The organism is Sinorhizobium meliloti, assembly GCF_017876815.1.
Taxonomy (GTDB): domain Bacteria; phylum Pseudomonadota; class Alphaproteobacteria; order Rhizobiales; family Rhizobiaceae; genus Sinorhizobium; species Sinorhizobium meliloti.
The window spans coordinates 2,398,490-2,421,042 of the sequence record NZ_JAGIOS010000001.1 but is presented as its reverse complement, the minus strand read 5'-3'; the positions used below and the strand labels follow the sequence as shown (position 1 = coordinate 2,421,042).

Sequence of the window (22,553 nt, the reverse complement as noted above, 5' to 3'; positions counted from 1 at the left end):
ACCCGGCGATGACAATCGATTTCTCGCCGCTTCTCGCCTGGCCCTATCTCGCGGCACTGACGCTTGTCGCAGCCGTTCTGGCGGCACTCGGCATCTGGCGCGGCGTTCGCGGAGCCTGGATCAGGGCGGCGGCGCTTGCTGCATTCTGCCTTGCGCTTGCAAATCCCGTCCTCTTCCAGGAGGAGCGCGAACCCCTCTTTACCATTGTCGCCGTCGTTGTCGACCGCAGCCAGAGCCAGGAGAACGGTGACCGCCGCGCGCAGACGGACCAGGCGCTCGAAGGTCTCAAGGAACGCCTTTCCCGTTTCCCCCAGATCGAGGCGCGCATCGTCGAAGCCGCCGACGGCGAGGAAACCGAGGCGCCCTCGACCAGGCTCTTCGGCGCCCTGACAACGGCGCTTGCAGACGTGCCGCCCGCCCGTGTCGGCGGCGCCATCTTCATTACCGACGGCCAGATCCACGACGTGCCGGATGTCAACCAGAAGCTCGGCTTCGATGCGCCCGTCCACGCCCTGATCAGCGGCAAGCCGGACGAGTTCGACCGGCGCATCGAAATCGTCAGCGCGCCCCGCTTCGGCATCGTCGGCGAACAGCAGAGAATGACCTTTCGGGTCGTGGACGACGGCGCGGCTCCCGGCGGCAGCGCCGAGGTGACGATCCGCCTGAACGGCAACGAGATCGCCACGGAGCAGGCGGAGCCCGGCACGGACGTTCCGTTCACCTTTACCGTACCGCGCGGCGGCAACAACATCCTGGAATTCGCCGTCAATCCGGTTGCCGGCGAAGTGACGGAGACGAACAACCGCGCCGTCCATGTGCTCGACGGCATCCGCGAAAATCTTCGCGTGCTCCTCGTTTCCGGAGAGCCGCATGCGGGCGAGCGCGCCTGGCGCAACCTCCTAAAATCCGATGCCGCGGTCGATCTCGTCCATTTCACCATTCTGCGGCCGCCGGAGAAACAGGACGGCACGCCGATCAACGAACTCTCGCTCATCGCCTTCCCGACGCGGGAGCTTTTCGTCGACAAGATAAGCGAATTCGACCTCATCATCTTCGATCGCTACCAGCATCGTGGCGTGCTGCCGATCCTCTATTACGACAACATCGCCCAATACGTGCAGAACGGTGGAGCGTTGCTGATCGCCGCCGGGCCGGAGCACGCCGGCGACGATTCGATCGCTGCGACCCCGCTTGCGGCGGTGCTGCCGGCAACGCCGACCGGCGTCATGAACGAGAAGGCGTTCTTCCCCCGGCTCTCGGAGGAAGGAAAGAAGCATCCGGTCACCCGCGGGCTCGAAGGGGCAGCGGACGAACCGCCGGCCTGGGGCCGCTGGTTCCGTACCGTCGATGTGGACAGGCCGCTCGGCCAGACGGTGATGGAAGCGGCAGACGGCAAGCCGCTGCTGGTCCTCAACCGCGTCGGCAAGGGGCGTGTCGCCATGCTGCTCTCCGACCAGGGTTGGCTGTGGGCGCGCGGCTTCGAAGGGGGTGGGCCGCATGTCTCGCTCTATCGCCGCACGGCGCATTGGCTGATGCAGGAACCGGCGCTCGAAGAGGAGGCGCTTACCGCTCGCGCGATGGGCCGGACGCTCGAGATCACGCGCCAGACGATCGAAGGAGATCCCGGCCAGGCGACCCTCACCTATCCTTCCGGCCGGACCCAGGAAGTCACGCTCACGGAAGGCGAGCCGGGGCTCTACAAGGCTGAGGTCGAGACCAATGAAATCGGCCTCTTCGAAGTTGCCAACGACGAACTGACGACGCTCGTCCATGTCGGCAATGTCGACGCGCCCGAATTCAAGGCGGCGATTTCCACGGAAGAGAAGATCGAACCCTGGGCGGAGAAGACGAAGGGCCTGGTCCGCCGTCTGGCGAGCGCCGACGGACCGGTCGACCTCCCGTCTATCCTCCCCGTTCGCGGCGCCGTCCGCGTCGCCGACGATCAACGCCTGTCGCTGCGCATGACCGACGAGACGGTGCTGAAAGGCATCGATTCTCTTTCGCTTTTCGCGGGGCTCTTCGGCCTGGCGGCACTGCTCTTCCTCATCTCGGCTACCTGGTACCGCGAGGGCCGGTAAACGCCGGCGAGGTATCAGGCAGCCGCCCCTTGCGCCTCCGCGCGCGCGGTGAGGCAGGTGGCGCCGTCATCCCGCCAAGCGATCATGCCTTCAAGCCGCGCGTGAACGTCCAGCGCGACCGGCACGACGAGAACCCTCGCCGGATCGACGGGACCCGGGAATTGGAGCGCGCCATGGCGCACCTTCTCGAAGCCGAGCGGCTGGTAATAGGGCGGATCGCCGACGAGGATAACCGCTTCGGAGCCCTTCCGGCGCGCCGCTTCGACTGCAATGCGGACGAGTTCCCGGCCGATGCCCTGGTTCTTGTGCGAGGGCCGGACGGCAAGTGGGCCGAGCAGATGTCCTTTCACCGAGCCGGCGGTCACCGGCGTCATCCGGACCGATGCGATCGTTTCGCCATTATCGGCGCAGATGAAGGAGAGCGCCCGGTCATGGGGTCCCTGCTCGCGAATCCGCGCAGCGGCGCGGGTGAAGCGACCCGGCCCGAAGGCCTCTTCATTGATGATTTCGATGGCTGCGTCGTGGGATGCGTCTTCGGTCAGATAGACGAGATCGTGCTTTTTCATGTGTCGAGAACCGGCATGCGAACGGACATGGAGGATGGCTCGCCCCGAATGGGCGTTTGCAGCATCAGCGTCGTCGCAGGCTTCCCGACAGGATCATGGTGGTGATCGTTTCCCAGATGAAAGAGCTACCTTTTCGCCGATAGCAGAAAAACGCCGCCAGTCAAAGGGTAAAACGCACTGTTCGGAATTTCACATCTATCGGCCGCGGTTCTCAGCACTAATTATGGCGTCAGCAAACGATCGAAAGGAGTTGGCCCATGGGTAGGCTGGTGAATGGCGTCTGGCAGGATGTCTGGTACGACACGCGTGCAACGAACGGTCACTTCAAGCGCAGCGAATCGCAGTTCCGCAACTGGATCACGGCAGATGGATCGCCCGGCCCTTCCGGCGAAGGCGGCTTCGAGGCCGAAGCGGGCCGCTATCATCTCTATGTGTCCCTTGCCTGCCCCTGGGCGCACCGCACGCTGATCTTCCGCAAGCTCAAGAAGCTCGAAGACCTCGTCTCGCTTTCCGTCGTCGACCCGCTGATGCTGGCCAACGGCTGGGAATTCAAGGGAGAGGACGGTGAGGGCGAGAACGGCGGCACCGCCGATCACCTCTTCGGCTCGCGCATGCTCTGGGAAGTCTATCTGCGCGCCGACCCGGTCTATTCCGGCCGGGTGACGGTGCCGGTCCTCTGGGACAAGCGGAAGAACACGATCGTCTCGAACGAGTCCGCCGAAATCATCCGCATGTTCAACTCGGCCTTCGATCGTCTGACAGGCTCGACGGAAGACTTCTGCCCGCAGGAACTGCGGCCGGAAATCGACGCGCTCAACGCGCGCATCTACGACGCGGTCAACAACGGGGTCTACAAGGCCGGCTTCGCAACCAGCCAGGCGGCATATGAGGAGAGCGTCACCGCCCTCTTCGCCATGCTGGACGAACTGGAGAACCGCCTCGCGTCCAAGCGCTATCTCACGGGAGACCGCCTGACCGAAGCCGATTGGCGGCTGTTCACGACTCTCGTCCGTTTCGATCCGGTCTATGTCGGCCATTTCAAATGCAACATCCGCCGCATTGCGGACTATCCGAACCTATACGGCTATCTGCGCGAGCTCTACCAGGTGCCGGGCGTCGCCGAGACGGTGAATATGCACCACATCAAGGCGCATTATTACCGCAGCCATACGACGATCAATCCCACGGGCATCGTGCCGGTGGGGCCGGCGCTCGACCTTGAAGCGCCGCACGGGCGGGACCGGCTGTAGGCGGCGCGGTCAGCACGCGTCCGTCCTCCCCACCGAATTCGGACACGGCCTTCCATCGCCGTTTCGTTACGGTCGAACCCGCCTTCGAAACATCGGAAAATGGGGCGAAATGCTGGATTTGCAGCATTTTCCCTGTTAAGGTAGCATGCAACTGGAGATTTGCCGATGAACGTTCATTCCCGCCGTCGGGACCGTTCTCCGGAAGCCATCGAGAAGCGCCGCAAGGCCACCGAGCAGGCGCGGGCTGCCAATATCCGGCAGGGTTATGTTCACGATCCGGTGCTCGAGGCGGCCAACGCCCGCTTTATCGCCGGCGACATTACCACGGAAGAGTTTCGCGAAGAGATGCTGACGCGCTTCAAGCGCGCCTAATCGTCGATCGATGAGTTGTACAAGCCGCCTGCATTCCCGGGCGGCTTTTTCATGAGGAATCGATGGCAAGCGGACAGCCGAAGGGCTCTTACACCTACCCTGCCGTTACCGATGATCCAGATCGCACGGGCGTCTTGCGCAACAAACTGAACCTGACGGCACATTCCGAACTTCGACCGGCCGAGTATGCACTGACCAACATCCGGCTGGTCGAGATAAACCAGGGAAGTGGACCGAGCGGCAATTTCGACACGGCCCACCTGAAGGCGATTCACAGGTACATTTTTCAGGACGTTTACGAATGGGCCGGGCATACGCGCAACGAGAGTCCCGTTGTCGACGGCCAGAGGGTCGAGCCTGTCGGCGGACTCTTCCAGGGCGGCACATCCTTCCTGCCCGGCTCACGCATAGAAATGGGTCTGAACGAGGCGCTGAGGCCGATCGCAGATCCGCCGGCCCTTAGCAAGGCAACGCCGGAGCAATTTGCCGAGCGGGCCGCAAAGGTCCTTTCGGAACCGAACTACGTGCATCCATTCAGAGAGGGCAACGGCCGTGCTCAAGAGGCTTTTATTTCCGAGTTGGGCCGCCACTACGGGCACGCGATCGATTTTTCCCTCATCACCATGCCGCGCATGATCGAGGCGTCGATCGAAACCACGAACGACCCGTCCAGTCCCCTGATGAAGCACGCGATCGAGGACGCGATGAAGCCGGGCCGCCGTGAGGCCATCCGATCCGCATTCGACGACTTGCGGGAGAGCGGCGAAGAGCCTCTACACCATCATGTCCGCACTGCCCGCGCCGGCGAAGACATCACTGGCCGGGTTCTCCGCCAGGACGATCGCTTTGCCAGTCTCCTGACCGATCACGGGATCGTCGTGGCCGATCGCGCGGACCTGCCCGAAAGATTGCCACACGACGAGAAGATCACGGTCACTGCTCGGTCGGACTTCCCAAACGCCGAACGCTGATGGCATCTGCGGTAATCCATTTACAAACCGGAAGTCACTCCAACAGCCGGCGGTTTCCACACCCGCCGCCTGCTCAAGCTTGCGCTGAAGCCGGCGACATTCCTCGTCAGGGGATATGCGGCCGTTACCAGAACCTGTCCGGCACTACGTCTCCTGCAAGCTCCGCCAGCCGGCGCCGGGTCGCAGGGGTCGTGTCCGCCGGAAGGTCCTCGAGCGGAAAGAAGCCCGCCGCGGCGATTTCGAGATCCGCACGCTTCGGCCGCTCCTGGCGGACATTATCGCAGCGGAAGAAGATGACGTGATCGCGTTTGCTGGTGCGCCGGTTGTAGTAGACCTGAAAGAGCAGCGGTGCCGTCGTCAGCACGAGGTTGCCCTCCTCCCTCAGCTCGCGGGCAAGGCCCTCCACCGCCGTCTCGTTGCGGTCGAGTCCGCCGCCGGGAAGATGCCAGCCCGGCAGATAGGAATGCCTTACGAGAAAGACCCGCCCCTCATCGTCGAAACAGGCAGCCCGCACGCCGAGCGTCATGCCGCGCGCCAGGGCGAAATAAACATGGGCAAACCGCGTCAGAAAGCGGAGCCGCCAGGAGGGCATCTCCGGCCCGCGGCTCTCGTCCATACGCCTTCTCCTCACATTCGCGGTGTCCGGGAATAGTCCATTACTGATTCCCCTTCACGGGAATATGCGCTAGACGGGATCAATGTTCAAACTTGCGCATATATCCGATGTCCACCTGGGGCCGTTGCCCGATCTCTCCCTCCGCGAACTCGCCTCCAAGCGGATCACCGGATTCGTCAACTGGCACAGGAACAGGGTGCGCCACCTCTTTCCCGGGACGCTCGACTGCCTGATGAAGGACATCGAGGTGCGCAATCCGGATCACCTGGCGATTACCGGAGATCTCGTCAATCTCGCCTCTTCCCTGGAGATCGAGGCGGTTACCGAATGGCTTGCGGAAGCGGGCGACCCCAATGAAATCTCGGTCGTGCCGGGCAACCACGACGCCTATGTGCCCGGCGCATACGAGAAGATCACGCATGCATGGTATCCCTTCATGCGTGGCGATGACGGCCCCAGCGGCTGGATGAAGAAGCATGCCTGCTTTCCCTATATGCGGGTGCGCGGCAAGGTGGCGCTGATCGGCTGCTCGACGGCTGTGGCCACTCCCCCTTTCGCCGCCAGCGGCTATTTCGGGCCGCGACAGGCACGCGCGACGGTCAACCTCCTTCGCCAGGCCGGCGAAGCCGGATTGTTCCGCATCGTCATGATCCATCACCCGCCGATCCGCGGCGCGACCTCGATGCACAAGCGCATGATCGGCATCCGCCGTTTCGCTGCCACCATCTCCGCGGGCGGGGCCGAGCTGGTTCTGCACGGCCACACGCATCTCAATACGCTCCACTGGCTCAAGGGGCATACGGGGCCGGTGCCGGTCGTCGGCATCGCATCCGCCTCGCAGGGTCCCGGCGGCAGCAAGCCCGTCGCCGCCTATAATCTCTTTTCCGTCGACGGCGAGCCCGGAGACTGGCGGTTGACCCGGGAGCGCTACGCGATCAACCCGGACGCGACCGGCGTGGTGCTCGCCGAAACGACGTATTTCTGAAGCGCCGGAAGCCTTTCGATCCCGGCCGATTCAAGGACGCGCGGCGCCGTGGGGAAAACCGTTGCCGGGGCGCAAAAACCTCTTTCCGTTCCGGCTCTTCCCTTGCAGACTTAGGACCAAATGTTCCATATCATTGATGGTGCGTCCGGATGGCGAATGGACGCGCGATCCGGCACGTTTCACTGGAAGAGCAATGCGCCCAGCGGCAGAAATGAAGGATTTCAGACGGGATTTGGTCAGCCTGCTGCCCAAACTGCGCCGCTTCGCGATCACGCTGGCCCGCAATGCCAATGACGCCGACGATCTTGTCCAGGAAGTTTGCGAGCGGGCAATCGCGCGCAGTCACCTTTGGAACGGCGAGGGCCGGCTGGAAAGCTGGGTCTATGCGATGACCCGCAATCTCTGGGTGGACGAAATCCGCAAGCGCAAGGTGCGCAGCGCCGGTGCGGTCGACGTTTTCGAGCGGGACGAACCGCACGTCGAAGCAACGGCCGAAAAGGCCGCCTATGCCAATCAGGTGCAGAAGATGATCCTGTCCATGTCGGAGGGACTGGCAAGCGTCTTCCTCCTCGTCAATGTCGAAGGCCACAGCTATCGGGAAACGGCGGAGATCCTCGGCATCCCGGTCGGTACGGTCATGAGCAGACTGTCGACGGCGCGGCTCAGGCTCGCAGCCATGTTGTCCGAAAATACGGAAAGGAGGGCCTGACCGTTGCTGCAAACGAAGGGGCTAGCGCTCGAGGTGCGGTTGTCCGCCTATATCGACGGCGAACTCGCAGAAAGCGAAAAATCCGAACTTGACGCTCTTCTCGCACGCGACGACGAGGCAAGGGCATTGCTCGAAAAGCTCAAGTCGGGCAGCGCCTTCGGCAACGGGGCTTTCGAAAACTTCCTCCATGATCCGGTGCCGCTGGCGCTGGTACGCCAGATAAAGCAAGGCCCCGGCATCAACCCGAAGTCGGAGCGGGTAACGACGGCCAGTCTTCCAAGGCGAAGCGCCCGCATCTGGCCGCGCATCCTCGCCGCTTCCACCGCCCTTTTCCTGCTCGGCGGAGCCGCCGGCTTCATTCTCGGCAGCGCCACGGATTTCGCCGAGCCGATGAACCAGGCCGATGACCGCCCCTGGATCGACGATATCGTCGGATCTCACCGCATCTTTTCGCGCCAGAAGGAGTATCTGGTCGAGGTGCCGGGAACGCAGGCGGCAGAGATCGAGACCTGGCTTGCCGCAAGCGTCGGCGTGAGCTTCACTGTCCCCAACCTCGACCGCAAGGGATTGTCCTTCGAAGGCGCGAGGCTCCTCGCCGCCAACGGAAGACCGGTCGCCCAGCTCGTCTATCGTGACCGCGAGGCAGAAGTTTTCACCATCTGCTTTCTCAAGCAAGGCGATGGACAGCAATCCGACGAATTCAGCGAGACCATCCGCGGCGACCTCGGCTTGGTCTCCTGGGAACGGGAAGGCGTCTCATTCGTGATGATCGGACCGTCATCCGATCCCGCTCTGCAGGACCTTGCCGAAACGGTGGCGGCGAATATTTGAGACTGATCAACACCGAGGAACTGCCCCGAGCCGCCGCGACCTTCTGCCCATAGGAGGCAGGGCTATCGCATATGAGTCAATGTTGGAAGCATTTCCGCTTTTCGGAGAAAGGCGCAAGTGCTCTAACCCAGGTCGGTTTGCGAGAAATCATTCCCCTTGTAGATCAGGGTCAGCCCAGACTCCTTCGCGGCCGCATAGGCGAAACAATCACCGAGATTTAGGGCCGCCGGGTGGCCCGCGACTTTCCCGTAGCGGGCCATCGCATCGAGGGCGCGAACGCCCGTGTGGGAATCGATCGTGACCTCGCTCGCACTGAGTGCCTGAATGAAGCTGTCGACCAACTCACGGGCTTCGCCAATCAAATCGCTGCGATCTGCTTTGCCCTTCGTGGCGATGATGCGCAGTCTCGTGAGTGCGGCGACCGCCTCGAAACGCACGAGCGGCGAAACGCAGAGCTTCCCGTCCGCGTCGCTCAGGCGCTTTTCCAATTCCTCAAAGCCGGGTTCCTCGTTCAATATCGCAACGATGACGGAGGCGTCGACGAAGCTCACTCGCCCTCCTCCCAAAGCTCATCCATAAGCTTTTTCATATCGATCCCGTGAACAGGCGGGCCTAGCCGGTCGCGCGCCTGTTGCCGCAAGGCGGCCAGCTTTTCGCGCAGCGGAATTTCGTCTTCCACACGATCCAGTTCGTGTTGCAGAGCAATGCGGACAGCATCTGTCTTGGTGCGGACACCTAGGCGTTCTTGAAGTTTTTCCGCCATTCGGTCCACGGTGGGATCTTTGATGTAGAGAGCCATAAGGATATCCTTTCGCGGATATCCTTATATACCGAAACGGATAGCCCACCTATAGAAATCAAGTTCAATGGGCGTTCCCCCTCTCCCCGCACGCGGAGAGAGGGTCAGGGCAAGGGGCCATCACGAGGACAAGTGCGTCACTTCCCCACCACGTCCAGCACGCGGTTGGCAGCCGAGACGATCGCCTCCAGTGAGGCGGCCACGATATTGGTGTTGATACCGACGCCGAAGAGCTTGCCGCCCGGATACTCGACCTCGACATAGGCGATCGCAGCGGCGTTCGAACCATGCTGCAGCGAATGCTCGGAGTAATCCGCCACCGAGAGTTCGATGCCGAGATAGATCGACAGCGCATTGATGAAGCCGTCGATCGGGCCCGTGCCCTTGCCCTCGATCTGCCTGGTCTCGCCGCCATCCGTGATTTCGGCGGCAACGACGCGCAGGCCCTTGTGCTCGCCTGCCGGGTAGGTGTGATGGTCGACGAACTTGATGCGCGCGCCCGGCTGCTCGACATAGCTTTCGATGAAGCGCTGATGGATGCGCTTCGAGGGCAGCTCCTTGCCTTCCTCGTCGGTAATGCGCTGGACTTCCTCACGGAACTCGATCTGCAGATTGCGCGGCAGATTGATACCGTAGTCCTCCTGCAGGATATAGGCGATGCCGCCCTTGCCCGATTGCGAGTTGATGCGGATGATCGCTTCGTAGCTGCGTCCGACATCGCGCGGATCGATCGGCAGATAGGGTACCTCCCAGGTCGGCTTGTTCGCCTGTTTGATCGCCTTCATGCCCTTGTTGATGGCATCCTGATGCGAGCCGGAGAAGGCCGTGTAGACCAGTTCGCCTACATAGGGGTGGCGTTCCGGAATGACCATCTGGTTGGAATATTCGTAGACTTCCTTGATCCGCTCGATGTCCGAGCAGTCGAGCTTGGGATCGACGCCCTGCGTGAACATGTTGAGCGCCAGCGTCACCACATCGACGTTGCCGGTGCGCTCGCCATTGCCGAAGAGCGTCCCCTCGACACGGTCGGCGCCCGCCATCAGCCCCAGCTCGGTGGCGGCAATGCCGGTGCCGCGATCGTTGTGCGGATGCAGCGAGACGATCAGGTTCTCGCGATTATCGAGATTGCGGCACATCCATTCGATCTGGTCGGCATAGATGTTCGGCGTCGCCATCTCCACGGTCGAGGGCAGGTTGATGATGAGCTTGTTGTCCGCCGTCGGCCGTACGATCTCGATCACGGCGTTGCAAATCTCCAATGCCACTTCGAGTTCGGTGCCGGTGAAGCTTTCCGGCGAGTATTCGAAGCGATAACCGCCGCCCGCTTTCGCGGCCATGTCGGTGATCATCTTGGCGGCGTCAGTCGCGATCTGCTTGATGCCGGCCACGTCCTTGCCGAAGACGACGCGGCGCTGCAGCTCGCTCGTCGAATTGTAGAAATGTACGATCGGCCGGTGCGCACCTTCAAGCGCCTCGAAGGTCCGCGCGATCAATTCCGGCCGGCACTGGACCAGCACCTGCAGGGACACGTCTTCGGAAACGTTGCCTTCCTCGACGCACCAGCGGGCGAAATCGTAATCCGTCTGCGACGCGGACGGGAAGCCGATCTCGATCTCCTTGAAGCCCATGTCCAGGAGGAGGTGGAACATGCGCGCCTTCCGGTCGTGACCCATCGGATCGACGAGCGCCTGGTTGCCGTCGCGCAGATCCACGGAACACCAGATAGGCGCCTCGGTGATCGCCTTTGACGGCCACGTGCGATCCGGCAGCACGATCTGCGGATAGGGCTGATATTTCACAGCCGCCTCGGGCATGCCGGTCTTGATGGAATGTGATTTCAAAATCATGTGCAGCTTCTCTTCGTCACTTGAGCGTAGCCTGCCGCATGCAATAGCCGATCATTCGGGACATTGCGATGGCGATGCCGCGGGGGCCGCGCGATTTGGTTCAGCTTTTCTGGATTTCGAGGAGCAGGTGCCGGCAAGGCTTTTCGGCCGCCGGGCGCTCCTCAGCGAACCCGGCAACCGCGGATAAGGCCGAGAAGAAGAAGGGATGCGGTGGCGCGCGCAGGAGCACGATTGGCATCGTGTCCGGAAGAGATCGCTGCGATCTTGTGTGCGTCAGCCTGAGTCATGGAAAAGCCTATACACGGCTTGGTAAAGCGGAGCAAGAGTGCCCTCTCCTCGGGTTTGAACCGAGGACTAGCCCCTTTCCCCGCGCGGGGAAAGGGGACTGAGGCGGCGCCGCCGCTCCCCTCGCCCCGCTTGCGGGGAGAAGGTGCAGGCAGGCGGATGAGCGGCCGCCCCTTGCCGCCCGGACTAAATCTCCGCGATGGAGGTGACGATGCGCGAAACGAGACCGTAGGCCTTCGCCTCTTCCGCACCGAGCCAGTAATCGCGATCCGTGTCCTTGGCGATCTTGTCGACCGGCTGTCCGGTCGCTTCGGAGAAGATCCGGTTCAGACGCTCGTTCATCTTGATGATCTCGCGCGCCTGGATCTCGATGTCGGAAGCCATGCCGCGCGTGCCGCCCGAGGGTTGGTGCAACAGGAAGCGGGTGTTCGGCAGGCACAGGCGCTGCTCCTTCGGCGCGGCGACATAGATGAGCGCGCCGGCGGACGCGACCCAGCCTGTGCCGATGGTCCAGACCTTCGGCTTCACGAACTTGATCATGTCGTGGATGCTGTCGCCGGATTCGACATGGCCGCCCGGCGAGTTGACGAATAGGCGGATATCGTCGTCGCTGGCCGCGGCGAGCGCCACGAGCTGCGAGCAGACCTTCTGCGCCAATTCCTGGGTGATCGTTCCGTAAATGAAAATCGAACGCGACTTGAAAAGGTTCGCCTCCGTCTCCTTGCCGAGCGGCAATTCGGTCTTCTTTTCTTCCTGGTCGTCGTCGTTCCGCATTCTTCGGACTCCTCATGAAATGTCTTCCAACCAGATAATGCGACTCGACGGCGAAAACAATGCGAACCACCGCCGCGCCGTGACGATACGTTGCAACGGCTCGCCTGATCTCCAACAACCCGAATCCAGGAATTCGCATCTTTAGATGGAATTATTATAATTTATATTTGAAATTATATTCCAATATTTAGTAATGTTTATAGTATTATACAGTAGTTGTTTAGAATTTTATCAGTACTATTGTGAACTTATATGGACATAACCTTCTATCTAGAATCACTAACGCATATCATTTTGGTTTTGTCACGCGATAATTCGCACGATCTACGTAAAATCTTGACTTGTTAGGTATAGAATAATTTCATATTAGAAGTTTCGGAACTGGCAACTCTGGGGCAGAGGGGACATTTAGAATGATTCTATGGAGATCAAGCGCGAGTCGCCTCGCAATTGTAGTTGGTGCCGGCTTTTGGAGCATGCCTATACTTGTTCAGGCGCAAGAAGCTCCCAAAGAAAACAGAACTTTGCTCGCTCCTATTGTCGTCACCGCGGACAAATCCGACGCATTCGCGATCGGCGGTTCGGTCCAGCGGCTGGACCTGACGGATATGGAGCGCTTTTCCTATAGCGACCCCAATCGGGTATTGCGGCAGATTCCGGGTGTTTATCTTCAAGAGGAAGAGGGGTTCGGCCTTAGGCCCAACATAGGCATCCGTGGTTCGGGTACAGACCGCAATGCCCGCATAACGGTCATGGAAGACGGCATCCTGATCGCGCCGGCCCCCTATGCGGCGCCTGCGGCCTATTATTTTCCCAAGATGGCGCGCATGTCGGGGGTAGAGGTGGCCAAGGGACCGGCAGCAATAAAATACGGTCCGATGACCGTTGGCGGCGCGATCAATCTTTTCTCGACCCCTATTCCCGATTCCGATATCGGAACGCTGACCGGAAAGGCGGACATTCTCGGTGGCAGCTATGGCGGCCGACGTGTCCACGCCTGGACCGGAGGTTGGGCGCCGCTGGGCGACGCGTTCGAGATCGGCGGACTTATCGAAGGGCTTTACGATAAATCGGATGGCTTCAAGGATATCGATCGCGGCGGCGATACCGGATTCGATCTCACCGATTGGGGCGGCAAGCTGGGCTTTCGCACGGCCGATGGAACGCAGAATTTCGAGTTCAAGTATCAAAACTACGATGAAACCAGCAATGAGACCTATCTCGGCCTGACCCTGGACGATTTCAAGGACACGCCTTTCAGGCGCTATAACGCCAGTCAGAAGGACGTGATCGACGCCGCGCATAATATCTATCAATTCAGCCACAGTTACGAGATCACACCCGACATCAACCTGACGACGACCGTCTACCGTACCGATACCACGCGGGCCTGGTACAAGCTCAACGATGTCCGTAACGACTCCGATACTGGCTGGGTATCCCTCAGCAACATCCTGGCGGACCCCGATACGTATTCGACGCAGATGGCCGATATCGTCGGTGCGGACGGATATACCGGCCGAGCGGGGGCATTGCGTGTGCGCAACAACGCCCGCGCCTATCAGGCGACCGGCATTCAAAGCGTGCTGACCACGAATTTCGATACCGGCGAACTCAGCCACGAACTCGAATTGTCCGCGCGCTATCATCAGGACGAGGAAGACCGCTTCCAGCAGGACGATCGCTACCAGATGGTCAATGGGCGCATGATCCTGACCTCCGCGGGCGCGCCGGGCAGCCAGTCCAACCGCCTGAATGAAGCCAAGGCATGGGCTTTCTTCGCGCGCGACACGATCGAAGCCGGACCGTTCACCTTCGTTCCCGGCCTGCGCTATGAATCGATCAATCTGGACCAGACGAACTGGGGGAGCGCCGACCCCGGCCGCAACGGGCCGACCACTGCAAAACAGTCCTATGTCGATGTGTTCATCCCCGGCCTGTCGGCAACCTGGAGCGCCACCGACGAGGTTCTGCTGGTGGCCGGTGTCCATCGCGGCTTTGCCAGCCCCGCTCCGGGATCGGACGTGGATCCCGAGACTTCATGGAACTACGAATCCGGCGTGAAGTATGATTCCGACGGCTGGCGCGCCGGTGCCATAGGCTTCATCAACAGCTATTCGAACCTGCTTGGAACCTGCACCGCATCCACCGGAGGCAATTGCACCATTGGTGATCAGTTCGAGGGCGGCGAGGTCAGCGTCAAAGGCATCGAATTGACCGTTGGCCGCACATTTGGCAGTATCGATAGTAACGGCTTCGAGGTTCCGGTAACGCTTGCCTACACCTACACGAACGCCAGGTTCCGCCGTTCCGAGCCGGCCCAGGTCGATCACGCCCGTGCAGCGGTGTGTATCCGGATCGACCATGAAGTTCGGCAGGCATGCGTCGCCATGACAGATTACGAGATCGGAAGGCTCGTCGATCAGGTGCCTCGGCAGTTCGGCCCGCAGAGCGTCGAGCAGTTCGCCCGGCGGAGTGTTCTGATCCTCCGGGGCCAGGAAATCCGGATTGACGGCATCGCGCCGGACGACATCCGCGGCCCGGTCGAACATCGACGCGAGCCGCCGCCCGAAAGGGCAGGCTTCCGTCGGCAATTCATGCAGCAGCTTCAATTGCCGCAGGATCGACGGCCAGGCTTTCTTGAGGTCGACGGCGGAGAGCTCGCTTGCCGGCACACCCGGCAGCGCGCTGATGACGAGGCATGCTTCATCTGCCGCGATCCACTCGCAGACGGAGGGCGAGCCCAGGCGGAACGGCGCCAGCCAAGCGACACGATCGCGCTCCCCCTCGAGCAGTGCTGCGGCCTTGCCGCTCGCAATCTTCGCATAGGCGCCGCCGTCGCTGCGACGATAGACGCGGTCACCGGATTCGCCGTGACGAACCGGCGTCCATTCCCGACCCGTGGGCAGTTTCGGAAGCAGAATTTCGTCACCGGCGTGGCGCCTGCTCATGAAGCCCGCCATTGCAAATGCGCAGACGCCATCATCCCCGTCCGCGATAGGTCGGCACGCCCTGATCCGGCAGCCAGACGCCCTCCGGCGGGTTTCCCGTCTGCCAGAAAACGTCGATCGGGATGCCGCCGCGGGGATACCAGTAGGCCCCGATCCGGAGCCACTTCGGAGAAAGCAGCGAAACCAGGCGCTTGGCGATCTCGATCGTGCAATCCTCGTGGAAAGCGCCGTGGTTGCGGAACGAATGCAGGAACAGCTTGAGCGATTTCGACTCCACCAGCCAGCCGTCAGGCACATAGTCGATGACGATATGCGCGAAGTCGGGCTGCCCGGTCATCGGGCAAAGCGAGGTGAACTCGGGCGCCGTAAAGCGGACGACGAAATCCGTGCCGCCATGCCCGCTCGGCACTCTTTCGAGCACCGCCTCTTCCGGGCTTTGGGGCAGATCGACCTTTGCCCCCAGTTGTGAAAGTCCCGATACATCAGTCTTGGTCATTTCCGTGATGCTCCACTAACTTTGACGCGCACCCCGTGCGCCTTTTCGCCTTCCGGTTCGACGTGAATGGCGATCCCCGCACCCGGATGCACGACGCGAATCGCATCCTCGATCCGGTCGCAGATGTCGTGCGCGTCACCGACCGCCATCGCCTCCGGCACGACCATGTGAAAATCCACGAAGATCGCCGGGCCCGCCTGACGCGTCTTCAGGTCATGGACGCCGAGAGAGCCGCCGGCATTGGCCGCGATCGCCGCCTTGATCGCCTCCTCCTCGTCCGCCGGCACCGCCTTGTCCATCAGCCCGTCGACGGAGCGCGAAATCACTTTCCAGCCCTGGAACAGGATATTGCCCGCGACAATTACGGCGAGCAGCGGATCGAGGATCGCGTAGCCCGTGGCGATGGCAAGAAGAAGGCCGACGAGCACGCCCGCGGAGGTCACGACATCCGAGAGAATGTGTTGGCCGTCCGCACTCAGTGCCGGCGAGCGATGGCGGCTGCCCGCGCGGATGAGCACATAGGCCCAGATCGCATTGACGACGCCGGCAGCAAAATTGATGGCGAGGCCGAGCGTCGGTGCATTCAGAAGTACCGGTGCCATCATTTCGGGAATGGCCTCCCAGATGATCAGCAACGCCGCCAGGACGATCAGCACGCCTTCGATGACTGCGGAGAAGTATTCCGCCTTGTGATGCCCGAAGGGGTGGTCGGCATCGGCCGGCTTTGCCGCATAGCCGATCATCGCATAGGCGATCACCGCGGCGACCACGTTGACGGAAGATTCCAGCCCGTCGGACAGGAGCGCCACCGAGCCCGTCACCCACCAGGCGAGCATCTTAAGGCCCATCACGCCCAGCGACAGGGGGATGCCCCAGAAGGCGAGTCGCAGGATGGTTCTATTGTCGGTTCCGGTCATCTTCATTCCTCCTGCAGATGCAAACGAGTTGCAGATGCAAGGCCATTCAAATGCAAAACCGCCCGCGCGGGTTTTCGCGCAGGCGGATCATGGGCGCCATATGGGCGATCACGGGCCGCTTGTCAAACGGTCGAATGCCTCGAGCCGGTCCAGCCGACGCGCAGGAGGTCAGGCTGCCTTGGTCTTCGCCCGCTTGGCGAGATGGGCAACCACGTTCTCGATCATCCGCATGCCGGCGTCGCCGCCCAGCGTCATGATCGATTCCGGATGGAACTGCACGGCCGCCACCGGCTCCTTGCTGTGTTCGATGCCCATGATCGTACCATCTTCGCTTTCGGCCGTGATCACGAATTCGCGCGGCAGGTTGGACGGATCGGCGAAAATCGAATGATAGCGCCCGACCGTCACCTCCTTGCCGAGGCCGGAGAAGACGATGCCGGGTTCGAGCACGCGGATGCGCGAGGGCTTCCCATGCATCGGGATCGCCAGTTGACGAAGGTCGCCGCCATAGGCCTCCGCGAGCGCCTGCAGCCCCAGGCAGACGCCGAAGATCGGCAGGTCCCGCGCCCGCGCCTTCTTGATCGTCGCCTTGCAGTCGAAGTCCTTCGGGGTGCCGGGACCGGGCGAAAGCACGACGAGGTCCGGCTTGACCCGGTCGAAGATTTCCTCGGCCACCGGCGTGCGCACGGTGGTGACGGACGCGCCGGTCTGGCGGAAGTAGTTCGCGAGGGTATGGACGAAGCTGTCCTCGTGATCGACGAGCAGGATGCTGACTCCGGCGCCGACGGCGGCGACATCGCGCGCGGATTTGGCGCTGTTTGCGGATTTCGCGTCGCGGATGGCTGCAATCATGGCAGAGGCCTTCAGTTCGGTTTCGGCTTCTTCTTCTTCCGGATTGGAATCATAGAGGAGCGTCGCACCCGCCCTCACCTCGGCGATCCCGTCCTTGATGCGGATGGTACGCAAGGTCAGCCCGGTATTCATGTCGCCGTTGAAGCCGACCATGCCGATCGCGCCGCCATACCAGGCACGCGGGCTCTTCTCGTGGCTCTCGATGAAGCGCATGGCCCAGAGCTTTGGCGCGCCGGTAACGGTCACCGCCCAGGCGTGGCTGAGGAACCCGTCGAAGGCGTCCATATCGTCGCGCAGGCGCCCCTCGATGTGATCGACCGTGTGGATCAGCCGCGAATACATCTCGATCTGACGCCGGCCGATCACCTTGACCGAGCCCGGCACGCAGACCCGGCTCTTGTCGTTGCGGTCGACGTCCGAGCACATGGTGAGCTCGGACTCGTCCTTCTTCGAGTTCAAGAGCTTCAGGATCTGCTCGCTGTCGGCGATCGGATCGTCGCCGCGCTTGATCGTACCGGAGATCGGGCAGGTCTCGATGCGCCGGCCGGAAACGCGCACGAACATCTCCGGCGAAGCACCGACGAGATATTCCTGGTTGCCGAGATTGATGAAGAAGGAATAGGGCGACGGATTGATCGCCTTCAGCCGGTTGGAAATCTCGGACGGGCGGCTTTCGCAGCGCTCGTAGAATTTCTGCCCCGGCACCACTTCGAAAAGATCGCCGCGACGGAAGCTTTCCTTCGCCTTGACGACGAGCTCGGCATATTCGCCCGGGCGGTGATCCCCGTGCGGCGGGATGCTGTCGACGCTGCGGAACGGCTCGGGAGCAATGTCCGCTGCCTTGCCCTCGGTCGAAAGGTTCTCCCTGGCGAAATCGTAGCGGTCGATCCAGGCCTTGGCCGCATAGTGATCGACCACAAGGATCTCGTCCGGCAGAAAGAGAACCATGTCGCGCTGGTCGTCCGGACGCGAAAGCTTCAGTTCGATCGCATCGAACTGGAAGGCGAGGTCGTAGCCGAAGGCGCCATAGAGGCCGAGGTTCGAGTCCTCCTCCGAGTGGAAGAGGTTCGTCACCGCGCGAAGAACCGTAAAGACCGTCGGCATCTTCGACCGCTCTTCCTCGGTGAAGACACGATCGGGCTCGTTGATGGTGAGGTCGAGGCGGCGGGCGGCAAGTGAGCCGAGCGTGATGTCGGCAACGGACTTCAGATCCTCGGCGATCAGCGCCAGCAGCACTTCGCCGCGTTCGTTATAGGCTTCGATCCAGAGCGAGCGACCGAAGGAGGAGATGGCAAGCGGCGGGTCGACCACCGCAGTGTCCCAGCGGGTATAGCGGCCGGGATATTCGTAGTTCGAGGAAAAGACCGCGCCGCGGCGTTCGTCCAGCCGGTCGACATAACCGGCGATCGCGTCGCTGTAGGATGCCTCACGCCGCCTGCGGGTGACGACGATGCCACCCTTCGTGGTATAACTCTCCGCGCCGTCTTCCAGAATTACCGCTGCCATTCGTCTCGCTCCGTAAAAGCCCGGTCTTTCCACGCGGCCCGAATACGAAAAAAGCCGCCTCGAAATCTCCGGGCGGCTCCATCTCTCAATCACGCATGACTGGTCAAGGCCGCCTCAGCGAGCCCACCACCAGATCGAAATGTTCTGCGTGTTTGCCATGGGCGGAAGTGTTAGCGCGGCTTGCGATGGCGCGCAAGCGGGAAAAAAGAGGAAGAGAGTGAGAAAAGGCGGCTAACACGAGCCGCCTTTAGACCGTCGGAACTTGCTGAATGATCAGAAGCGTTGCGTCAACGAGACTTTGAACGTGCGTCCCGGTTCGGAATAGAAGTCGCGCGGCTGAGCGGACGATGAGGCGAGGTCGACGCCACGTACGCCGAGCGCGTTGAAATACTTCTTGTCGAAGATGTTATAGACCCCGGCCTCTACCCTCAATCCCTTGAAGCTTTCGGGCGTCCACCACCCGGTCATATCCACGAGACCGTAGCCGGGGGCATCGAAGGTTTCGCTGTCGTTATCGTCCGGCATGGCTGCCGAGACCGTCGTCGAGACATCGACACCGAAGGTTTCCTGGCTGTAGCCGCCGCCGATGATCGCCTTGAATGGCGCGACCGTCCGCAGCCGCGTGCCCTCGTCCTCGTTCTTGCCATAGGAGTAGGCAAGCGACGCATGGAGGTTGAAGCCGTTGTCGAAGGTTTTCAACGCACTCAACTCGATACCCGAGATTCGGGCCTTGTTGACGTTGGCATATTTGAATTCCCTGATCCCGGTGTCGCTGTTGATGGAATCGCCGGTTTCAATGAAATTGTCATAGATATTGTGGAACGCCGCGACCCGGCCGCTCAGCTCACCGGTGTCGAAATTGGCACCGATCTCGAATCCTTTGCCGGTTTCCGGCTTGAGATCCGGATTGCCGAGCTGGGCATAGTTTCCGAACGGGTTGTAGAAGCGGCTATAAAGCTCGTCCACGGTCGGCGCCCGGAAGGCCATCGACCATTGTGCGAACAGCTCGACATCCGGCGTAACGTCATAGGTCGCGAGGAGCTTCGGCGACAGGCGAACCCCATCCCTGGCCTTCAGATCCCCGAAGATTCCCGATCCTGTATTCGACTCGAAGCCTGCATTGAGCTGAGGGTCATATTGGAACCAGTCGAAGCGCAACCCCGGCGTGAGCGCAAACGCGCTGTCGCCGACCGAAATGCGGTCTTCCAATATGGCGCCGACCGTCATGCTCCTCACGTCGGGGACTTCGGACTGGTTGTTGAGCGCCGGGCATGTCGCCGGCGTCGGGCAAACCGCCGAGGTATACTGGCTCCACTCGGAACGGGCGACATCGAGGCCGAAGGTTAGCGAATGATCGAAACCGCCGGTTTCGAAATCCTTGCCTGCGCGTCCGTTGAAACCCACGCTCTCGTTGCTGATCGAATTGTCGCGCCCGTAGGGCACATCGGCGATCGTCCGGCCATTCGAGCCGGAGGAGCGTTCCAGATCCTGCCAGTAGAGCGATGCCCTGGCGAAGCTGAAGAAGTCGTCCGACGAGGCGGCCTCGAAATCATAGTCCAGCGAGACGCGCTTGCGGTCGCGGTCTTCAAAACCGGTATAGTCGCCGATCTTGTACCGGCGCCCCTGTTCCGCTCTGAGATCATTGTCGGCGTCGCGGCGGAAGCTTTCCGCCGTCAGGCCGATTCTGTGACCGCCTTCGAGTTCATGCCGAAACTTGAAGAGCAAGTTGTTCTGGTCGAAATCGGTAGGGTTGGGCTCCGTGCGGGCGGATCCGTAGCCACCGACCGTCCCCTCGTTATCCCGTTCATTCCCCTTGCGGTAGCTGCCCTGAAAGAGAACGGAGGTCTGGCCGAATCTGTGGGCTCCAGCAACCGAGCCCGCAATGCTGTCGTCTTCGCTGTCATAGATGGACCTGAAGATCGCGCCCCAATCCTTTCCGTCGGATATGACATCCTCGGGCTCGAGCGTGCGCAGCACCACGGCGCCCCCGAGCATGCCGGAACCGCCACGGCTCGAATCCGCCCCGCGCACTATGTCGACCACGGAGAGCGAATTGAAATCGAACATGTCCCCGCCGCCGTTCGCATTGATCGAGGCAAAGGCACCCTGACGGGCGCTGTTCGAGATATAGGGGATCGGAACGCCGTCGATCGTGGTCACGATACGAGGACCGGAAAGACCGCGAAGATTGATACCGAAGTCGGCACGCGATGCATTTATCCCTGCGTCGACGCTGCGGCCGAGATCGTCGAGATCCGTGACCTGCTTCTCCTCCAGGGTCTTTGCGTCGATCTCGGTCGCAAGCGGCGTATCCGCGATGCCGCCACGCTGCGCACCTGCCAGGCGGTCGCCTTTCGCGACGATCTTCTTCAGCACGGTCGTGTTGGCATTTCCTTCCGCCGCCGTTTCGGTTGGCGCGCTCTGCGCCAGAACCGGGGGGATCGGGAGCGCGAATATTGCTGCCGTGCAAGCCAAAAGCGCCAGGCGATGATGCCGGTTGAGCATGGACCAGTCCTTTGAAAGTGTTGGCCGGGCTTGCTGTTGAGCGGCGAACTCAAGGGCTGGCTGGGCAGTGCGGAATTGGGCAAGGCGATCTATTTGCGCCTTATTTTCGTCACATAAGAAAACATGAGTGTGATTGTCAATATAAATCTAGGGGTCCGATCTCCATCTCCATCGCCTGCGAACCGCCCTCGTCCTCAGTTTCAGCACAATTTGAAACAGGATCGTTCCTTCGTGCGTTTCGCCGACTGGGGCCGCAGAGAGATGGAGAGGACCTGCATGCGCCACGCCGGGATAATTTTGATCGTCGCGTTTCTCGTTTCGGGAGCAACGCTGCCCGAACGGGGTCCGATGCCTTTGGCGCGACCCTCGAGCGGCGATGATCGGCCGACGCCGACGCCCAAGCCCGCCACGCCGCGGGCGAATGGTGCCGATGCAGAGGAAAAGTCCAATGGTAGGGCGGGGAATGATGCTCGCGCCGACAGGGATCTACCCCCGGGCTGGAAGGACGACGCCCTCGACGCCGTGCCGGTCCTGGTGATCGAAAAGGAAAACCCGCAGGAATATGCGTCCTGTCTCTCCGAACTCAAATCGCTCGGGAGCAGCTTTTCCGAAGTAGACCGCATCGACGACGGCAAGGGGTGCGGCATCGACAAGCCGATTGAGGTCCGCGCGATCCTGCCGGGCGTGACCCTGAAGCCCGAGGGAGTGATGCGCTGCGAAGCCGCGCTGGCGCTGGCCCGCTGGACCAAGGAGACGGCGGCCCCGGCCACGAGCAGCGCCTTCAGCCCCGAGACCCGCATTACCGCCTTGAACCAGGCCTCGACCTATGTCTGCCGCCTGAGGAACAATGCAGACGCCGGCAAGATCTCCGAACATGCGCGCGGCAACGCGGTCGATATCGCCTCGTTCACTCTCAGCGACGGCAAGACCGTCGAGATCCAGCCCCGCGACGAGGACGGAACCCTTACCGGCGCATTCCAGCGGGCGGTCACGGCGTCGGCCTGCCTTTATTTCACGACCGTGCTCGATCCGGGGAGCGATGCGGCGCATGAAGACCACTTGCATCTGGATGTCATCGAGCGGAAAAACGGGTACCGCTATTGCCGTTGAGGGGTACGGCCGCCCCTCATCCGGCCTGCCGGCCATCTTCTCCCCGTTTTCATGGGGAGAAGGACACAAGCGGCGCCTCCTTCGTCCCCTCTCCCCGCCTGCGGGGAGAGGGCTAGGGTGAGGGGCAGCCTGG

19 protein-coding genes and 2 pseudogenes are annotated in these 22,553 nt (G+C 61.7%); 9 read left to right on the top strand and 12 right to left on the bottom strand.

Annotation, left to right across the window (positions count from 1 at the left end; translation table 11 throughout):
- Positions 1-8 precede the first annotated feature (8 nt).
- The gene (locus tag JOH52_RS11425) at positions 9-2,078 is read left to right on the top strand and encodes a hypothetical protein (RefSeq protein WP_107010523.1); all 2,070 of its coding nucleotides are present in this window, start codon (positions 9-11) and stop codon (positions 2,076-2,078) included.
- Positions 2,079-2,092: 14 nt separating this feature from the next.
- On the opposite strand, the gene JOH52_RS11420 is transcribed toward JOH52_RS11425, so the two are convergent.
- Positions 2,093-2,644, bottom strand: coding sequence for a GNAT family N-acetyltransferase (locus JOH52_RS11420; RefSeq protein ID WP_010969886.1), 552 nt, complete (start codon positions 2,642-2,644; stop codon positions 2,093-2,095).
- 257 nt (positions 2,645-2,901) lie between these two features.
- Here JOH52_RS11420 and JOH52_RS11415 point away from each other — a divergent pair, with 257 nt between their 5' ends.
- The 3 genes from JOH52_RS11415 (at position 2,902) to JOH52_RS11405 (ending at position 5,237) form a co-directional block, all read left to right on the top strand.
- Complete coding sequence (locus tag JOH52_RS11415) at positions 2,902-3,894, top strand: glutathione S-transferase family protein (protein WP_010969887.1); 993 nt, start codon at positions 2,902-2,904, stop codon at positions 3,892-3,894.
- A 165-nt stretch (positions 3,895-4,059) separates the two neighbouring features.
- Complete coding sequence (locus JOH52_RS11410) at positions 4,060-4,266, top strand: antitoxin VbhA family protein (RefSeq protein ID WP_010969888.1); 207 nt, start codon at positions 4,060-4,062, stop codon at positions 4,264-4,266.
- A 62-nt stretch (positions 4,267-4,328) separates the two neighbouring features.
- A complete protein-coding gene (locus JOH52_RS11405; protein ID WP_010969889.1) occupies positions 4,329-5,237 on the top strand; it encodes a Fic/DOC family protein in 909 nt (302 codons plus the stop codon).
- Between the two features lie 124 nt (positions 5,238-5,361).
- Here the strand turns inward: JOH52_RS11405 and JOH52_RS11400 are convergent, their stop codons facing one another.
- A complete protein-coding gene (locus tag JOH52_RS11400; protein ID WP_010969890.1) occupies positions 5,362-5,853 on the bottom strand; it encodes an NUDIX domain-containing protein in 492 nt (163 codons plus the stop codon).
- Between the two features lie 82 nt (positions 5,854-5,935).
- Here JOH52_RS11400 and JOH52_RS11395 point away from each other — a divergent pair, with 82 nt between their 5' ends.
- The 3 genes from JOH52_RS11395 (at position 5,936) to JOH52_RS11385 (ending at position 8,378) form a co-directional block, all read left to right on the top strand.
- Positions 5,936-6,838: a metallophosphoesterase family protein gene (locus tag JOH52_RS11395; protein ID WP_003534453.1), complete on the top strand. Its 903-nt coding sequence runs from the start codon at positions 5,936-5,938 to the stop codon at positions 6,836-6,838.
- 193 nt (positions 6,839-7,031) lie between these two features.
- Positions 7,032-7,547 carry an RNA polymerase sigma factor gene (locus JOH52_RS11390; protein WP_010969891.1) on the top strand — a complete coding sequence of 172 codons (516 nt, stop codon included), beginning with the start codon at positions 7,032-7,034 and terminating at the stop codon, positions 7,545-7,547.
- 3 nt (positions 7,548-7,550) lie between these two features.
- Entirely contained in the window at positions 7,551-8,378 is an 828-nt protein-coding gene (locus JOH52_RS11385) for an anti-sigma factor family protein (protein ID WP_014529148.1), read from the top strand.
- 122 nt (positions 8,379-8,500) lie between these two features.
- Here JOH52_RS11385 and JOH52_RS11380 read toward each other — a convergent pair whose 3' ends face one another.
- From JOH52_RS11380 to JOH52_RS11365, 4 genes are all read right to left on the bottom strand, one after another.
- Positions 8,501-8,929: a type II toxin-antitoxin system VapC family toxin gene (locus JOH52_RS11380; RefSeq protein WP_003534446.1), complete on the bottom strand. Its 429-nt coding sequence runs from the start codon at positions 8,927-8,929 to the stop codon at positions 8,501-8,503.
- A complete protein-coding gene (locus JOH52_RS11375) occupies positions 8,926-9,177 on the bottom strand; it encodes a type II toxin-antitoxin system VapB family antitoxin (protein WP_010969893.1) in 252 nt (83 codons plus the stop codon). Before JOH52_RS11375 ends, JOH52_RS11380 begins: the two co-directional genes overlap by 4 nt.
- Positions 9,178-9,314: 137 nt before the next feature.
- Complete coding sequence (gene leuA / locus JOH52_RS11370) at positions 9,315-11,024, bottom strand: 2-isopropylmalate synthase (protein ID WP_010969894.1); 1,710 nt, start codon at positions 11,022-11,024, stop codon at positions 9,315-9,317.
- Positions 11,025-11,495: 471 nt separating this feature from the next.
- A complete protein-coding gene (locus JOH52_RS11365; protein WP_003534438.1) occupies positions 11,496-12,083 on the bottom strand; it encodes an ATP-dependent Clp protease proteolytic subunit in 588 nt (195 codons plus the stop codon).
- Between the two features lie 413 nt (positions 12,084-12,496).
- Between JOH52_RS11365 and JOH52_RS35010 the strand changes: the two are divergent.
- Positions 12,497-14,329 (top strand): annotated as a pseudogene (locus tag JOH52_RS35010) (TonB-dependent receptor family protein); the annotation flags it as partial.
- Between the two features lie 96 nt (positions 14,330-14,425).
- On the opposite strand, the pseudogene JOH52_RS11360 reads toward JOH52_RS35010, so the two are convergent.
- From JOH52_RS11360 to JOH52_RS11335, 6 genes and pseudogenes are all read right to left on the bottom strand, one after another.
- Positions 14,426-15,034, bottom strand: a pseudogene (locus JOH52_RS11360) (phosphotransferase); the annotation flags it as partial.
- A gap of 31 nt (positions 15,035-15,065) precedes the next feature.
- Positions 15,066-15,530: a preQ(1) synthase gene (queF, locus tag JOH52_RS11355; protein WP_010969898.1), complete on the bottom strand. Its 465-nt coding sequence runs from the start codon at positions 15,528-15,530 to the stop codon at positions 15,066-15,068.
- The gene (locus JOH52_RS11350) at positions 15,527-16,447 is read right to left on the bottom strand and encodes a cation diffusion facilitator family transporter (protein WP_010969899.1); all 921 of its coding nucleotides are present in this window, start codon (positions 16,445-16,447) and stop codon (positions 15,527-15,529) included. The genes queF and JOH52_RS11350 overlap by 4 nt, the downstream gene beginning before the upstream one ends.
- 168 nt (positions 16,448-16,615) lie before the next feature.
- Positions 16,616-18,805 carry an anthranilate synthase gene (locus JOH52_RS11345; protein ID WP_010969900.1) on the bottom strand — a complete coding sequence of 730 codons (2,190 nt, stop codon included), beginning with the start codon at positions 18,803-18,805 and terminating at the stop codon, positions 16,616-16,618.
- Between the two features lie 114 nt (positions 18,806-18,919).
- Positions 18,920-18,964 (bottom strand): trpE operon leader peptide TrpLE, encoded by a 45-nt coding sequence (gene trpLE, locus JOH52_RS11340; RefSeq protein ID WP_178385068.1) that lies wholly within the window; start codon positions 18,962-18,964, stop codon positions 18,920-18,922.
- Between the two features lie 114 nt (positions 18,965-19,078).
- Entirely contained in the window at positions 19,079-21,310 is a 2,232-nt protein-coding gene (locus JOH52_RS11335) for a TonB-dependent hemoglobin/transferrin/lactoferrin family receptor (RefSeq protein WP_010969901.1), read from the bottom strand.
- A gap of 276 nt (positions 21,311-21,586) precedes the next feature.
- On the opposite strand from JOH52_RS11335, the gene JOH52_RS11330 reads away from it, so the two are divergent.
- On the top strand, positions 21,587-22,420 hold the full coding sequence (locus JOH52_RS11330; RefSeq protein ID WP_017272446.1) for an extensin-like domain-containing protein: 834 nt from the start codon (positions 21,587-21,589) through the stop codon (positions 22,418-22,420).
- Positions 22,421-22,553: the final 133 nt, after the last annotated feature.

What these genes read in the sequence shown, in the direction of transcription:
- JOH52_RS11400 (WP_010969890.1), bottom strand. Translation starts at nt 5,853, where the DNA reads ATGGACGAGAGCCGCGGGCCGGAGATGCCCTCCTGGCGGCTCCGCTTT.
- JOH52_RS11415 (WP_010969887.1), top strand. Translation starts at nt 2,902, where the DNA reads ATGGGTAGGCTGGTGAATGGCGTCTGGCAGGATGTCTGGTACGACACG.
- JOH52_RS11425 (WP_107010523.1), top strand. Translation starts at nt 9, where the DNA reads ATGACAATCGATTTCTCGCCGCTTCTCGCCTGGCCCTATCTCGCGGCA.
- leuA (WP_010969894.1), bottom strand. Translation starts at nt 11,024, where the DNA reads ATGATTTTGAAATCACATTCCATCAAGACCGGCATGCCCGAGGCGGCT.
- JOH52_RS11335 (WP_010969901.1), bottom strand. Translation starts at nt 21,310, where the DNA reads ATGCTCAACCGGCATCATCGCCTGGCGCTTTTGGCTTGCACGGCAGCA.
- JOH52_RS11410 (WP_010969888.1), top strand. Translation starts at nt 4,060, where the DNA reads ATGAACGTTCATTCCCGCCGTCGGGACCGTTCTCCGGAAGCCATCGAG.
- JOH52_RS11330 (WP_017272446.1), top strand. Translation starts at nt 21,587, where the DNA reads ATGCGCCACGCCGGGATAATTTTGATCGTCGCGTTTCTCGTTTCGGGA.
- queF (WP_010969898.1), bottom strand. Translation starts at nt 15,530, where the DNA reads ATGACCAAGACTGATGTATCGGGACTTTCACAACTGGGGGCAAAGGTC.
- JOH52_RS11375 (WP_010969893.1), bottom strand. Translation starts at nt 9,177, where the DNA reads ATGGCTCTCTACATCAAAGATCCCACCGTGGACCGAATGGCGGAAAAA.
- JOH52_RS11365 (WP_003534438.1), bottom strand. Translation starts at nt 12,083, where the DNA reads ATGCGGAACGACGACGACCAGGAAGAAAAGAAGACCGAATTGCCGCTC.
- JOH52_RS11405 (WP_010969889.1), top strand. Translation starts at nt 4,329, where the DNA reads ATGGCAAGCGGACAGCCGAAGGGCTCTTACACCTACCCTGCCGTTACC.
- JOH52_RS11345 (WP_010969900.1), bottom strand. Translation starts at nt 18,805, where the DNA reads ATGGCAGCGGTAATTCTGGAAGACGGCGCGGAGAGTTATACCACGAAG.
- JOH52_RS11390 (WP_010969891.1), top strand. Translation starts at nt 7,032, where the DNA reads ATGCGCCCAGCGGCAGAAATGAAGGATTTCAGACGGGATTTGGTCAGC.
- JOH52_RS11420 (WP_010969886.1), bottom strand. Translation starts at nt 2,644, where the DNA reads ATGAAAAAGCACGATCTCGTCTATCTGACCGAAGACGCATCCCACGAC.
- JOH52_RS11395 (WP_003534453.1), top strand. Translation starts at nt 5,936, where the DNA reads ATGTTCAAACTTGCGCATATATCCGATGTCCACCTGGGGCCGTTGCCC.
- JOH52_RS11350 (WP_010969899.1), bottom strand. Translation starts at nt 16,447, where the DNA reads ATGACCGGAACCGACAATAGAACCATCCTGCGACTCGCCTTCTGGGGC.